This is a genomic window from Salinivibrio sp. ML323, assembly GCF_001995745.1.
GTDB lineage: Bacteria > Pseudomonadota > Gammaproteobacteria > Enterobacterales > Vibrionaceae > Salinivibrio > Salinivibrio kushneri.
Genome location: NZ_MUES01000006.1, coordinates 35,395 through 49,270, shown reverse-complemented (window position 1 = coordinate 49,270; position 13,876 = coordinate 35,395). Strand labels below are relative to the sequence as shown.

The 13,876-nt window shown below is 53.3% G+C and carries 12 protein-coding genes; 8 read left to right on the top strand and 4 right to left on the bottom strand.

The window, feature by feature from the left end; genetic code table 11:
* The first annotated feature begins 412 nt into the window (after positions 1-412).
* Genes argC through argH form a run of 4 tightly spaced genes read left to right on the top strand, consistent with a single transcriptional unit; the run spans position 413 to position 5,400 of the window.
* The gene (gene argC / locus BZG13_RS06015; protein WP_077485812.1) at positions 413-1,423 is read left to right on the top strand and encodes an N-acetyl-gamma-glutamyl-phosphate reductase; all 1,011 of its coding nucleotides are present in this window, start codon (positions 413-415) and stop codon (positions 1,421-1,423) included.
* 9 nt (positions 1,424-1,432) lie between these two features.
* Positions 1,433-2,212, top strand: a complete 780-nt coding sequence (gene argB, locus BZG13_RS06010) for an acetylglutamate kinase (protein ID WP_077458679.1) — start codon at positions 1,433-1,435, stop codon at positions 2,210-2,212.
* Between the two features lie 54 nt (positions 2,213-2,266).
* Positions 2,267-3,478 carry an argininosuccinate synthase gene (locus BZG13_RS06005; protein ID WP_077485810.1) on the top strand — a complete coding sequence of 404 codons (1,212 nt, stop codon included), beginning with the start codon at positions 2,267-2,269 and terminating at the stop codon, positions 3,476-3,478.
* A 35-nt stretch (positions 3,479-3,513) separates the two neighbouring features.
* Entirely contained in the window at positions 3,514-5,400 is a 1,887-nt protein-coding gene (argH, locus tag BZG13_RS06000; protein WP_077485808.1) for an argininosuccinate lyase, read from the top strand.
* 8 nt (positions 5,401-5,408) lie between these two features.
* Here argH and BZG13_RS05995 read toward each other — a convergent pair whose 3' ends face one another.
* The 3 genes from BZG13_RS05995 to BZG13_RS05985 form a co-directional block, all read right to left on the bottom strand.
* On the bottom strand, positions 5,409-5,648 hold the full coding sequence (locus BZG13_RS05995; protein ID WP_077485806.1) for a DUF3624 domain-containing protein: 240 nt from the start codon (positions 5,646-5,648) through the stop codon (positions 5,409-5,411).
* Between the two features lie 160 nt (positions 5,649-5,808).
* Positions 5,809-7,260 carry a dihydrolipoyl dehydrogenase gene (locus tag BZG13_RS05990; RefSeq protein ID WP_077485804.1) on the bottom strand — a complete coding sequence of 484 codons (1,452 nt, stop codon included), beginning with the start codon at positions 7,258-7,260 and terminating at the stop codon, positions 5,809-5,811.
* 52 nt (positions 7,261-7,312) lie between these two features.
* A complete protein-coding gene (locus BZG13_RS05985; RefSeq protein ID WP_025744251.1) occupies positions 7,313-8,044 on the bottom strand; it encodes a glutathione peroxidase in 732 nt (243 codons plus the stop codon).
* 147 nt (positions 8,045-8,191) lie between these two features.
* On the opposite strand from BZG13_RS05985, the gene oxyR reads away from it, so the two are divergent.
* Positions 8,192-9,100, top strand: a complete 909-nt coding sequence (gene oxyR, locus BZG13_RS05980) for a DNA-binding transcriptional regulator OxyR (RefSeq protein WP_077458674.1) — start codon at positions 8,192-8,194, stop codon at positions 9,098-9,100.
* An 86-nt stretch (positions 9,101-9,186) separates the two neighbouring features.
* Here the strand turns inward: oxyR and BZG13_RS05975 are convergent, their stop codons facing one another.
* Positions 9,187-11,679, bottom strand: a complete 2,493-nt coding sequence (locus BZG13_RS05975) for a penicillin-binding protein 1A (RefSeq protein WP_077458673.1) — start codon at positions 11,677-11,679, stop codon at positions 9,187-9,189.
* A gap of 142 nt (positions 11,680-11,821) precedes the next feature.
* Here BZG13_RS05975 and BZG13_RS05970 point away from each other — a divergent pair, with 142 nt between their 5' ends.
* Genes BZG13_RS05970 through BZG13_RS05960 form a run of 3 tightly spaced genes read left to right on the top strand, consistent with a single transcriptional unit; the run spans position 11,822 to position 13,874 of the window.
* Positions 11,822-12,718 carry a hypothetical protein gene (locus BZG13_RS05970; RefSeq protein WP_077458672.1) on the top strand — a complete coding sequence of 299 codons (897 nt, stop codon included), beginning with the start codon at positions 11,822-11,824 and terminating at the stop codon, positions 12,716-12,718.
* Positions 12,715-13,296, top strand: a complete 582-nt coding sequence (locus BZG13_RS05965; RefSeq protein WP_077458671.1) for a PilN domain-containing protein — start codon at positions 12,715-12,717, stop codon at positions 13,294-13,296. Before BZG13_RS05970 ends, BZG13_RS05965 begins: the two co-directional genes overlap by 4 nt.
* Positions 13,293-13,874 carry a type 4a pilus biogenesis protein PilO gene (locus tag BZG13_RS05960; protein ID WP_158011728.1) on the top strand — a complete coding sequence of 194 codons (582 nt, stop codon included), beginning with the start codon at positions 13,293-13,295 and terminating at the stop codon, positions 13,872-13,874. Before BZG13_RS05965 ends, BZG13_RS05960 begins: the two co-directional genes overlap by 4 nt.
* Positions 13,875-13,876 lie beyond the last annotated feature (2 nt).

Here is a 13,876-nt window from a genome sequence, read left to right as displayed (position 1 = left end):
TTGATGCTTATCATAGAGCCACCCCAAAAGCTGAAAAAAAGTTTCAGCTTTCAGGCTTGCCAGTCTTCCGAGGGCTTCTCCGCGCCCGCCATATCGCGACTTTCTCGTGAATAGCGTCAGTGTCATTTGCATGGTTAGATGGAATTATTGCTCTAATATGAATGAATAGACATTAAAAGTGATTTTTTACGCTTTTGGGGGTTGACGGCCAAACGGGAATACGATAAAAAATAACCATTCACTATTTATGAATAAAAATATTTTATTGAGAGTTGACCATGATGCCACTCGCTGCCAAACACAACGCCCTTTCTGCTCGACGACGCTAGCCTGCTTTGCGTGGCTATCGGCTACGCCCTCGATCCTCTGCTGCCCCGCAGCACGCCTTAAACACCCATAAAGAGAGACACCCATGACACTTAACACCATTATTGTCGGTGCCAGTGGCTACACAGGAGCCGAGCTTATTGCCCTTGTCCATCGCCATCCGCAATTGCACTTGGCCGGTTTATATGTCTCGGCAGGCAGTGAAGACGCTAATCGCCCTGTGAGCGCGTTGCACGGCCAACTGCGTGGCGTGGTGGATATGCCACTGATGCCGTTGTCCTCGCCACAGGATGTCGCCAAGCAAGCCGATGTGGTGTTTTTAGCCACCGCGCACGCGGTCAGTCATGACTTGGCGCCGATTTTTCTGGCTCAAGGTTGCGTGGTGTTTGATTTGTCGGGGGCGTATCGGGTCAATCAAGCCGATTTTTATCCTGCCCATTACGGCTTTGCGCACCAATCACCGACATGGCTTGAGCAAGCCGTGTATGGCTTGGCGGAGTGGCAACAGGAAGCATTATCGGCAGCACAGCTGGTCGCCGTGCCGGGATGCTATCCCACCGCCAGTCAATTAGCGCTCAAACCTGTGCTGGATGCAGGCTTGTTGGATAAACAAATGTGGCCGGTGATCAATGCCACCAGTGGCGTGACGGGCGCGGGGCGCAAAGCGAGTCTGACCAACAGTTTTTGCGAAGTGAGCCTGCATGCCTACGGGGTGTTTTCTCATCGTCATCAGCCAGAAATTGCCGCACACCTAGATACGCCGGTGATTTTCACCCCGCACCTGGGCAGCTACAAGCGCGGCATTCTTGCCACCATTACCGCCAAATTAGCCCCAGGTGTCAGTGAGGCCGAGGTGGGGCAGGCACTCTCTTACGCCTATCAAGAGGCGCCGCTGGTACGGGTGCTCCCAGCCGGTGAGGTGGCCAAGCTGCAAGCGGTGCAGCATACCGGCTTTTGCGATATTGGTTATCAGGCCGCGCATGGGCACCTGATCCTCACCAGTGCGATCGATAACTTACTCAAAGGCGCGGCCAGCCAAGCCGTGCAGTGTTTAAACCTCAAGTTTGGCTTTGCCGAAACCACAGCGATTGTCTAGGAGAAACGGATGAAAACGCCATTAGTGATTAAGTTAGGCGGCGCGGCACTGAGCTGCAGCGAGACTCTCGCCAAGGTTTTCGGCGCGATCAACACCTATCGCAGTGAGGCTGAGCGCCCGTTAGTGCTGGTGCACGGTGGCGGCTACTTGGTCGATGATCTGCTCAAAAAGCTCGCCCTCACCAGTGTGAAAAAACAAGGCTTGCGGGTCACGCCGGCCGACCAGATTGATTATGTCACCGGTGCCCTCGCCGGGACGGCGAATAAGCTGCTGTTAGCCGAAGCGCGTAAGGCGAAGATTAAAAGCTGTGGCTTGAGCTTGGCCGATGGCGGCTTGTGTCAGGTCAGCCAGCTGGACCCTGAACTAGGTGCAGTGGGGGAAGCTAGCGCCGGTGATCCTAGCCTGCTACAGGCGGTATTGGCCGCCGATTGTGTCCCCATTATTAGCTCGATTGGCATCAGTGACCAAGGTGAGCTGATGAATGTCAACGCCGACCAAGCGGCGGTGGCGGTGGCAACCACGCTAGGCGCTGAGCTGGTGTTGCTGTCAGATGTCAGCGGTGTGTTAGACGGCAAAGGGCACTTACTGCCTTGCCTCACCGAGTTAGATGCGCAGCACTTGATGGAAAAAGGCGTGATCACCGATGGCATGGTGGTCAAGGTCAACGCGGCGTTTGCCGCCGCCCGCGAATTAGGTAAACCGGTAGAGATTGCCACCTGGCGTTATCCAGAAAAACTCACGCAATTATTCGATGGCCAGCAAATCGGTACCCGGTTTAGCGCCAGTTAATAAGACGTATAACGACGCGACGACACCGTCGATTTAGGATTTAAGGAGAGCAAGATGAGCAAGGTAAATAAAGTGGTACTGGCCTATTCGGGTGGATTGGATACCTCGGCCATCATTCCATGGCTAAAAGAAAACTATGACTGTGAGGTGGTGGCTTTTGTGGCCGACGTCGGTCAAGGCGAACAAGAGCTCGAAGGCATTGAGCAAAAAGCGATCGCCTCCGGGGCGTCACAGTGTTTTATCGCCGATCTGAAACACGAAATGGTGGCAGATTATATTTACCCTAGCCTAAAAACCGGTGGGGTGTATGAAGGTAAATATCTACTAGGCACCTCGATGGCGCGTCCTATCATTGCTAAAGCGCAGGTCGAGTGCGCCCTTGAGGTCGGGGCAGATGCACTTTGCCACGGCTGTACCGGCAAGGGGAACGATCAGGTTCGTTTTGAGAGCACCTTCTCCGCGCTGGCGCCGCAACTGAAAGTGATTGCGCCGTGGCGGGAGTGGGATCTCACCAGTCGTGAAGCCTTGCTCGATTACTTGGCCGCCCGCGACATTCCCTGTACGGCGAGCCTTGAGAAAATTTATTCACGTGATGCCAATGCTTGGCACGTGTCAACCGAAGGCGGTGTGCTGGAAGATACCTGGACAGCGGCCAACCAAGATTGCTGGGTATGGACAGTGGCACCGGAAGAGGCACCCAACACGCCTGAGTTTGTCACCTTGGGTGTACAAAGCGGGGAAGTGGTCTCGGTCGATGGTGAGTCCATGTCGCCTTATGACGTGCTAACGCTATTGAATGACAAAGGGGCAGCCCACGGGGTGGGGCGGATTGATATCGTTGAGAACCGTTTGGTGGGGATGAAATCCCGCGGCTGCTATGAAACCCCGGGTGGCACAATCATCATGGAAGCGTTGCGTGGCGTTGAACAACTGGTGCTGGATAAAGAGAGTTATCAGTTCCGTGAGGAGCTCGGTTTAAAAGCCTCTCACCTGATTTATGATGGGCGTTGGTTTACGCCACTTTGCCAGTCGATTGTTGCCGCGGCCAATTCTCTTGCCGCGTCGGTAACGGGCGAGGTGGTGATCAAACTCTATAAAGGACAAGCGACTGTGGTACAAAAGCGCTCGACCAATAGCTTGTACTCGGAAGACTTTGCCACCTTTGGTGATGATGATGTCTACGATCACAGCCATGCCGAAGGCTTTATCCGTTTGTATTCGCTGTCGAGCCGGATTCGTACGCTGAACAAACAAAAACAATCCTAATTAAAAAAGCATCGTGAGCAGTAAGGAGAGACAGCATGGCATTATGGGGCGGACGCTTTAGTCAGGCAGCCGACAAACGGTTTCAAGCGTTTAACGATTCACTGCGCTTTGACTATCGCCTAGCAGAGCAAGACATTGTGGGCTCCATTGCTTGGTCGAAAGCCTTGCGTTCAGTGGGCGTGCTGAGTGATGACGAGCAACAGCAATTGGAGCTGGCGCTCAATGAGCTCAAGCTGTCGGTGATGGAAAATCCTGAGCAGATCTTAAACTCAGACGCCGAAGATATTCACAGCTGGGTCGAGCAGCAACTGATCGATAAAGTCGGAGACTTGGGCAAAAAGCTGCATACCGGACGCTCGCGCAACGATCAGGTAGCCACGGATCTTAAACTCTGGTGTCGGCAACAAGGCCAGCAAATCTTGCTGTCTCTCGACAAGCTTCAGCAGCAGCTGGTGGATGTGGCCAGCCAACACCATGATACCGTGTTGCCCGGCTATACCCACTTACAGCGTGCACAGCCGGTGACCTTTGCCCATTGGTGTTTGGCCTATCTGGAGATGTTTGAGCGCGACACTACCCGTTTAAAAGATGCACTTAATCGTCTGGATACCTGCCCGTTAGGATCTGGGGCGCTGGCAGGCACCGCGTACCCGATTGACCGCGATGCCTTGGCACAAAATCTGGGATTTAAACGCGCCACCCGTAATAGTTTGGATTCGGTCTCAGACCGAGACCATGTGATGGAGATGATGTCCGCCGCGTCTATGTCGATGCTGCATCTCTCACGGATGGCCGAAGATATGATCTTCTACAATTCGGGCGAGTCCGGGTTTATCGAGCTGGCGGATACGGTGACGTCAGGCTCGTCGCTGATGCCACAAAAGAAAAACCCCGATGCGCTAGAGTTGATACGTGGCCGAACGGGGCGGGTGTACGGTGCTTTGTCGGCGATGATGATGACGGTCAAAGCCTTGCCGCTTGCTTACAACAAGGATATGCAAGAAGACAAGGAAGGACTCTTCGATGCCATGGACACTTGGCATGATTGTTTGGACATGGCCGCCTTGTGTTTTGAAGGTATTACCATTCACAAAGACAAAACCTTGCAAGCGGCGCAGCAAGGTCATGCCAATGCGACCGAGTTGGCCGATTATTTGGTGAGCAAAGGGATCCCGTTCCGTGAAGCGCACCATATTGTGGGTGTGGCGGTGGTGTCCGCTATTGAGCAAGGCTGTGGACTGGAAGATCTACCGCTCGCCACCTTGCAGCAATTCTCGCCGGTGATTGAAGACGATGTGTATGCCATGCTCACGATTGAATCCTGCTTGGCCCAACGTCGTGCACTCGGTGGGGTCGCGCCCGAGCAGGTTAGCTTTGCCATTCAAGAAGCGCAAAAGCGTTTGGATAAGCGCTTTACCCCCAAAGTCACGGTGCGCTCAGCGCGGCTGACGGATCTCGATACCATCGAAGGCATGGTGGTGTATTGGGCGAAGTTGGGGGAGAACTTACCTCGTGATCGCCATGAATTGGTGCGTAATATCGGCCTGTTTGCGGTATCCGAGCATCAAGGGGATTTGACCGGTTGCGGCTCGCTGTATATTTACGACTCAGGGCTGGCAGAAATTCGCTCTTTGGGAATCGAAGCTGGCTGGCAGCGCCAAGGTCACGGTACGGCGTTGATGATGCACTTGATTAAAAAAGCCAAGCAAATGGCGATTGAGCAAGTTTTTGTCCTCACCCGAGTGCCAGAGTTTTTCACCCAATTAGGCTTTACCCCAGTGTCAAAATCGCAACTGCCTGAGAAAGTAATGAAAGATTGTGAAATCTGTCCTCGCCTCCACGCCTGTGACGAAGTGGCGCTAACTTATAACATTGCTGGGCCAGCCACGATCTCGACTTTCTCGCCGCTCGAGGGAGAGTGAAAGCGGCATTAGTGTCGCTTTTTATTGCGCCGAAATGGATAAATCAATAAATGAAGCATGAGCAAGGCGCTGGCACTGCCGGCGGCGAACAACAAGGCAATCGACTCCACTTGTCGTGGTGTGTCGGCATAGGCCCACCACCAAAGCGGCCACAGTATGGCAGACATGATAGCAAGTTGGGCCATACAGCGCGTGCAGCGTCCCAGCTTCTGCTTCCAAATGCTAGATTGACAGGATTTGCAAGCCATGTGGTTTCTCTTGGTGGGTAACGGCGATAGCTTATTGTGACGCAGTGAACCGCGGGATACAAAAAAGCCCTCCGCGAAGGAGGGCAAAGGTAAGCAAGTGCTTGGGGAAGCAACAGGCAGTGCCTGTAAAGCGCCGAGCGTCGGCGAAAAGGGCAGTGGATTAGCAGCCAGGGCCGCAGTCCATGCAGTGTTTGATCATTTCAGGACCGAGCTTGAGCTTGGCATTCACATCTCGCAGCGCGGTGCGCACGCCTTCTTCAATCACTGGGTGATAGAAGGGCATATCCAACATTTGCGAAATCGTCATTTGGTTTTGATGTGCCCATGCCAACAAGTGGGCCAAGTGCTCGGCGTTCGGGCCAATCATTTCAGCGCCCAAGAAACGGCCAGTGCCTTGTTCGGCATAAACGTGTAACAAGCCTTTATTGCGTAGCATGACCCGTGAGCGACCTTGTCCCTCAAAGGAAACCACACCGATTTCAAAACAGCCACATGGGCCGAGACGATCGGTAATTGCTTTATAGCTTTCGCCCACCATCGCAATTTGTGGATCGGAGAAGACCGCGGATAGCTTGCTACGGCGCAGTCCCGCACGGATATCTTTGCCGCGCCCCGCGTTGTCACCGGCAATTCTGGCTTGGTCAGCCGCTTCGTGCAGCAGTGGAATTTGGTTGTTAGCATCACCGGCAATAAAAATATGCGCTGCGGTGGTTTGCAGGGTGTAGCTATCGGCTACTGGGACACCGCGTGCGTCTACTTTGATGCTGGTCGCGTCAAGGTTAAGTTTGTCGACATTGGGGCGACGACCGGTGGCGGCAACCACGTAATCAACCCAACGCAACTGGCTTTCGCCGTTTTTGTCGCGGTAACGGATTTGGACCTTATCACCTTCACGGATCATCTCTTCAACCTTGGCATCGGCATCGAGATAAAACTCCTCGCTGAAGGTTTTATCCGCATATGCCATGATATCTGGGTCGGTGAGTGGACCCACTTGGCCGCCGACACCAAACATAGTCATTTCGACACCGAGTCGGTGTAACGCTTGGCCCAGTTCAAGGCCAATCACGCCCGGACCAAACACGGCAACCGATTCAGGTAAGTCATCCCATTCGAAAATATCATCGTTGACCACCAAACGATCACCGAGGTGATTCCAGGCCTCGGGCCAGCTCGGACGCGAGCCGGTCGCAATCACAATGCGGTCAGCATGGATAGTGGTGTGATCGTCAACCATCAAGGTATGATCATCGACAAAACGTGCATAGCCATCGATTTTGTCTTGGGCGGGGATGTCGTCGACACTTTCCAATACAAAGCCGACAAAGCGATCACGCTCGCGTTTAACCCGATCCATTACCTCACGACCATTTATCTCGGTACTTCCGCCTGGATAGACACCAAAACCGGGCGCTTTGTCGATATGGTGCGCCGCTTCGGCGGCCGCAATTAACAGTTTGGATGGCATGCAGCCAACACGCGCACAGGTGGTGCCATACGGGCCGCCTTCAATCATCACCACGCTATCTGTCTGTGCTTTTGCCGCGCGATAGGCACCGAGTCCGGCGGTCCCGCCACCAATCACAGCCACATCAACCGTTAATGTCTTCATTGCTTTCTCCTGGGAAAATAACGGGCGGCAAGGCTGCCGCCCAAACAGCGGATTACTGGTTTAGGTAAGTGTCGAGCTCTTCGCTGCCACCGATGTGACGGCCACCGATAAATACTTGTGGCACCGTGGCACGGCCGGTGACTGCGCGTAAAGAGACCGTGGTGGCATCTTTACCGAGGATGATTTCTTCGAACTGAAGTCCTTCATCGATCAGTGCTTGTTTTGCTTTGGCACAGAATGGGCAGCCTGGCTTGCTAAACACGGTGATCGAATCTTGCAGTTTATGCTCAGGAGCAATATAGCCCAGCATGGTGTCGGCATCAGAGACCTTGAACGGGTCACCTGGTTCGTTTGGCTCAACAAACATTTTTTCGACCACGCCGTTTTTTACCAGCATGCTGTAGCGCCATGAGCGTTTGCCAAAGCCAAGATCATTTTTGTCGACCAGCATGTCCATGCCATCGGTAAATTCACCGTTACCATCAGGTAGTACATGGATGTTGTCAGCATCTTGGTCGGCTTTCCATGCGTTCATTACAAAGGTGTCATTGACCGAGACACAAACGATGTCATCAACGCCGTGTTGTTGAAAGACAGGGTACAGCTCGTTATAACGTGGTAGATGCGAAGAAGAACACGTCGGGGTGAACGCGCCTGGCAGGCTGAACACAATGACGGTTTTGTTGGCAAAGATGTCATCGCTGGTCACGTCTTTCCACTGATCGCCTTCGCGAGTGCGGAAGGTTACTTGTGGTACTGGCTGGCCTTCTTTGGTTGCTGTCATGAATCGTTCCTTTTGTTTTCAATTAAAGTTGTTAAGCGAGAAGTGACTCGCTGTGTTTTGATGGGTCTAGTATTGCTAAATAAGATTGATAGCTCTAATCGCTTGATGCTATGGTTTTGATAGTTATCCCCTATAGAAGAGACAACGATGAACATTCGTGACTTGGAGTATTTGGTTGCGTTGGCTGAACACCGCCATTTTCGCAAAGCCGCTGAGGCTTGCTTTGTCAGCCAGCCGACCTTGAGTGGCCAAATTCGTAAACTGGAGGATGAACTCGGCGTCAGCTTACTTGAGCGTACCAGTCGTCGGGTTTTGTTCACCGATGCCGGTATGAGGTTAGTACAACAGGCACGTAACGTATTGCGCGAAGTCACAATTTTGACCGAATTGGCCAGTGAGCAAGGGGAAAGCATGACCGGCCCTTTGCATATTGGTCTGATCCCTACAGTTGGGCCTTACCTGCTGCCTAAAATTATCCCACTGCTGCGTGATCGTTTCCCTGAGCTGGAGCTGTTTATTCACGAAGGACAGACGCAGCAGCTAGTGCAGCAACTGGAAGAGGGCAAACTCGATTGCATTATTCTGGCCTCAGTGGAGGAAACGCAGCATCTTAAAGAGCTGCCTCTTTACGACGAGCCGATGCTGCTCGCGGTCAATGAAAAGCATCACCTCGCCGATTGTGCCGAGGTGGCGTTAGATGTGCTGCAAGGCGAAACCTTATTAATGCTTGGTGATGGCCATTGTTTGCGCGATCAGGCGATGGGTTTTTGTTTTAAAGTGGGCGCGCGTGAAGATCAACGCTTTCGTGCCACGAGTTTAGAGACCTTGCGCAACATGGTGGCCGCAGGAAGTGGGATCACCTTATTACCGCAATTGTCTGTTCCTGCTGATAAGCGAGATGGTGTGGTGTATATACCCACCACGTCACCAACGCCATCTCGCCAAATCACGCTCGATTACCGTCCTGGCTCGCCGCTACGAGGACGTTATGAGCAGCTGGCTGACGCTATCCGTGAACAAATGACCGACGTGATGAGTGATCGCCACCGCCACTAGCTTATCGCGTGACGTGGATATAAAAAGACGCCCGCATGATGATGCGGGCGTCTTGATGTGAGGAGGCTATTGACGATGCGACAGGGTCAGAACAGCGACTCTGTGCCTGACTCATAAATGTTGCCATCCGGCTGTGACGATACATACTCGGTGGGTTCAGTGCCTTTTATAAAGTACTCAAACATCGACGTATGATCGGTTTTTCTGGTTAAAAGCCCGGTCTCACGGTCAATCCGCACTTTCACAATACCAGGGGGGACGGCTTTATTCTGCTCAGGCACATCCGCGAGAGCATGCTGCATAAAATCAATCCATGCCGGTTCCGCTGTTTTTGCGCCTGATTCTGCCCCGCGGATAGGCTGACGCTCGTCGCCTAGATTGGCATTGCGAGTGGTGCGCCCAAGCTTGCGCGAATGATCATCAAAACCGACCCAAACCGTGGTGACAATCCCTGGGCCGTATCCGGTGTACCAGGTGTCCTTGGAGTCGTTGGTGGTACCGGTTTTACCGCCGATATCGCGTCGTTTGAGGGCTTGCGCGCGCCAGCCCGTGCCATTCCAGCCTGTCCCATAGCGCCAATCACCGCCACCCCAGATGTTGCTTTGCATCATCTCGCGTACCAAAAATGCATTTTGTTCATCAATGACTTGTTTGGCATGACGCTGTGTGGTGGTGTCATCTTGCGCGAGCAAATTCTGCTCATTAAACGGATCGGCTTGTTCCGTTTGCTGCTCGCAATTATCACAAATCACTGGTGGGTTAGCGCGATAAATCTCTTCACCGAATGGGGTTTCGACCCGATCAATGATAAAGGGCTCCATAAAATAGCCGCCATTGGCAAACACGCTAAAGCCCTGTGCCATCTCAACCGGCGTCAAGCTCCCAGCGCCAAGTGCAATCGCCTCTGCACGCGGCAAATCATCACGCTTAAAGCCAAAGCGGGTGAGATAATCTAGGGTATCATCCAGTCCGACACGACGTAGTACCCTTACCGCCATCACGTTTTTCGACTGTGCCAGACCCAGTCGCGCTCGCAGTGGCCCTTCATAACGTGGTGGCGAGTTTTTCGGCCGCCAGGCCACGCCTTGACTGCGATCCCAGCGATTGATGGGGGCGTCATTAATCAAGGTGGCGAGTGTCATGCCCTCATTCACTGCGGCGGAGTAAATAAATGGCTTGATACTTGAGCCCACTTGGCGAACTGACTGTGTGGCACGATTAAACTTGCTATGGACAAAGTTAAAGCCGCCCACCAGTGCTTTGATTGCCCCCGTTGAGGGTGACATAGAGACCAAGGCTGTATTGGTGGTAGGGACTTGGGCCAAATGCCAGCTGTTATCCACCTGGCGAATAAATATTTGTTGGCCACTGGCGAGGAACTCGTCAGCTCGTTTGGGCGCTGGGCCTTGGCGACTATCAGTGATATAAGGTCGCGCCCAGTCTAGCCCTTTCCAAGGCAGTTCGATTTCACGGCCATTGGGCCCAATAACCTGTGCCGATTGCGCTTGGACATCGATCACAACCGCTGGCTCTAGCGGGCCGTAGCTGGGCTGCTTGGCAAGATGGTCGACAATCCGCTGGTGCTGCCAACGCTGGCTTGGCGCTTGCCACAAGGTCGCAACGGGGCCACGGAAACCATGGCGGCGATCGTAGGCGAGAACGTTTTCTACTGCCGCCTCATTCGCGGCGCGTTGCTTATCAGCATCAACGCTGGTGAAGATACGCACCCCTGAGGTATAGGCGTCTTCGCCAAACTGCTCAACCGCCCATGCGCGGGCCATTTCTGCCACGTAAGGTGCGGACAGTTCAATTTCAGCCCCATGATAGCGGGCCACAATCGGCTCATTCTTCGCTTGCTGATACTCGGCATTGGAAATATACCCCTCTTTCAGCATCCGCCCCAGCACCACATTCCGGCGATCGGTGGCGCGCGAGAGCGAATACAAAGGGTTCATGGTGGAGGGGGCTTTGGGTAATCCGACAATAACTGCCATTTCGCTCAAGGTGAGTTGATCAAGGGTTTTGCCAAAGTACACCTGGGCGGCGGCTCCCACCCCGTATGAGCGATAGCCTAAGAAGACCTTATTAAAGTACAGCTCGAGGATTTCTTCCTTGCTAAGCAGTTGCTCAATATGCACCGCGATAAAAATCTCTTTTATCTTGCGCATAATACGTTTTTCGTTGGAAAGGAAGAAGTTACGCGCCAGCTGCTGGGTGATGGTACTGGCCCCTTGCTTGGCCGTACCTGACATCGCCACCACCACCGCGGCGCGGACAATGCCGATAGGGTCAATCCCTGGATGTTGATAAAAGCGACTATCTTCTGTCGCAATCAATGCATCAATCATGGGCTGAGGGATGTCCTCGAGCATGACGGGGATGCGACGCTTTTCACCAAACTGGGAGATCAACGCCCCATCGGCGCTATAAACCTGCATCGGAGTCTGCAGTTCGACACTTTTGAGTGTCGCTACATCGGGGAGGTCAGGTTTTACATACAGGTAAAACCCAAAGATTGTAGTGACTCCAAGCACTGTGCAAACCAGTGCAAAGATAAGCAAACGCTTTATGAACTTCACCTGAGATTTCCCGTTCTATTGCCATTGAGCCGTTCAATAATCATACGTGAGTAGTATAAAGGCACCAGCATTAAAAATAACCCGTGATGCGGTCAGTTTTGTAAATACTGACTTCACGCTAACGTTGGGAGCCTAACACGAAATGATGCGAAGTTCGGCAGTTTTAGGTCTCGCTTTGGGCCGACAGACGAGTCATGCGGTGGCCATTCAGCCATCGTCCGCGACTCAGCAGGTAGTCAGCTTACACACACTGGCTACCGATCACGATGATCACTTGGTTGAGTCAATTAAAACGTTGAAAGCCGACATGCTCGAGCCGCTGCCTTGGTACCAGCGCTGGATGACGAGTGTAGTGATTGGTGTCGATGACGACACTGTGATCAGCAAAACATTAACGGCGGCGGATGTCGATGATCCGCTAGAGCAAGAAGCGATGGTCGGACAGGCGCTGAGCCAAGCGCTCAATATGGACATCAGCGATCTCCTGTTCGACTTTTCTAAAAAAGACGTCGGGACGCAGCCTGGCGACGCACATTACCAGGTAACCGCATGCCGCCAATCCACGCTAGCGCCCATCCTTGCCGCTTGTCACCAGGCCAAGCTAAACGTGAGTGTGGTTGACCGACAACAGCATGGTCTTCAAGCATTGTATGAGGCGTTAGTGGCCTACCATCAACCCGATGCTTGGCCCCTTTGGTTACATGTGTGTGCGGGGGCACTAACGGTCACCGGAAAACGCACCGATGGGGAGGATTACCAGCAGCGATTATCGCTGACGTCCCCGAGACAGGCTGACGCCGATGACCTGTCCTATCAGGTGCTATGCCAACATATTGAACACGCCTATCACGCCTACCTGACGCAACCTGGTAGCCACTCTGATGCCAGCGTTTGGTTAAGTGGTGATTGGCCGGAAGCGATGCGCTTTCCGGCTCAGATAGCGTGCCATTCTATCAATCCTGGTGCGCCGTTTGGTTGTGAAAACTTGAATGCCCCCGCCACTGTGGCACTTGGGCTGGCTCTGCGAGGTGCGCAATGATGGCGATTAACTTATTACCGTGGCGGGCACAAGCACAGCGCCGCCAACAGCGTGCCTTCGCCATGGCCACACTGATGGTCGTGGCGGTAACACTCCTGTTTGGCTGGACAGTCACGGCAGTACAGCAGCACAGGATCGCGATTCAGCAAGAACGCAACCAACAACTCGAACAAGGTATCAAGCAGTTTAAACACACCTTGGCTCAGTTTGAGAAACAAGACACGCAGCGTCGCGCGTTGCAGTCACGATTGGGGCTGGTAAACCAATTGCAGCAACAGCGTAATAATGTGACCGCCGTACTCAACTTTATTCCTCGTGTGATGCCCCCTGGGGCCTACCTTACTCGCATTGCACAACAGGCGGAGCGCATCAGTCTAGAAGGTTGGGTTCATTCCAACGCGGAGCTTGCGCGTTTACTGGCCTCACTGGAAACGGACCAAGCCGTGGACGATCTGGATATAGAGACGGTCGTCACGAATGGCAAAGCGGCTGGGCCCAATAAACGCTTTACGCTCAGCTTTTCCTTTACCCAGTATGTTGCCCCCGAACGATTAAGTGGCGAGGAGGATGCATCGTGATCGAATGTGACTGGCGAGATCTCCCCTTTGCACCGCGATGGGTCAAGCTGAGTGTATGGCTCTTCTTGGGCGGGATAATCTTAAGCCTCATTTGGGTGGTGGGGATTGGGCCGCAACATGCGCAGTGGCAGCGAGTGAGCCAGCAAGAACAACCATTAAAAGCTCAGTATCGAAAGCTTGCGCATGAAGTGGCGGGATTGCCGGATGTTGAAGCGCAACTCAACGCGTTGAATCAACAGTATAACCAGCTGATCGCGCAGTTGCCCGAAGAAGAGGAATTGGCGGAATTATTGGCCGGCATTAGCGACGTTGGGGGGCGCCATCAACTCAATTTCGACACTTTAGCTTGGCGGCCTCGTCGGCAGGGGCAATGGTTGGATGCGATCCCCATCGATATTGTCTTACACGGGCAGTATCGAGATATTGGCGCATTCAGCGCTGATATCGCGGCAATGACGCGTTTGGTGTCACTGCAAAACTTTACCTTGACGCGTGACCAAGCGTCACCAGCCGACGACTTACGACTGTCAGTGTCGGCCACCACCTATCGATACACTGGCCCTGATGGGCGTCGTTAATC

Excerpts from the sequence above, each read along its gene's own strand:
- BZG13_RS05970 (WP_077458672.1), top strand. The coding sequence starts at position 11,822 with ATGATGCGAAGTTCGGCAGTTTTAGGTCTCGCTTTGGGCCGACAGACG.
- BZG13_RS06005 (WP_077485810.1), top strand. The coding sequence starts at position 2,267 with ATGAGCAAGGTAAATAAAGTGGTACTGGCCTATTCGGGTGGATTGGAT.
- argB (WP_077458679.1), top strand. The coding sequence starts at position 1,433 with ATGAAAACGCCATTAGTGATTAAGTTAGGCGGCGCGGCACTGAGCTGC.
- BZG13_RS05990 (WP_077485804.1), bottom strand. The coding sequence starts at position 7,260 with ATGAAGACATTAACGGTTGATGTGGCTGTGATTGGTGGCGGGACCGCC.
- BZG13_RS05985 (WP_025744251.1), bottom strand. The coding sequence starts at position 8,044 with ATGACAGCAACCAAAGAAGGCCAGCCAGTACCACAAGTAACCTTCCGC.
- BZG13_RS05995 (WP_077485806.1), bottom strand. The coding sequence starts at position 5,648 with ATGGCTTGCAAATCCTGTCAATCTAGCATTTGGAAGCAGAAGCTGGGA.
- BZG13_RS05965 (WP_077458671.1), top strand. The coding sequence starts at position 12,715 with ATGATGGCGATTAACTTATTACCGTGGCGGGCACAAGCACAGCGCCGC.
- oxyR (WP_077458674.1), top strand. The coding sequence starts at position 8,192 with ATGAACATTCGTGACTTGGAGTATTTGGTTGCGTTGGCTGAACACCGC.
- argH (WP_077485808.1), top strand. The coding sequence starts at position 3,514 with ATGGCATTATGGGGCGGACGCTTTAGTCAGGCAGCCGACAAACGGTTT.
- argC (WP_077485812.1), top strand. The coding sequence starts at position 413 with ATGACACTTAACACCATTATTGTCGGTGCCAGTGGCTACACAGGAGCC.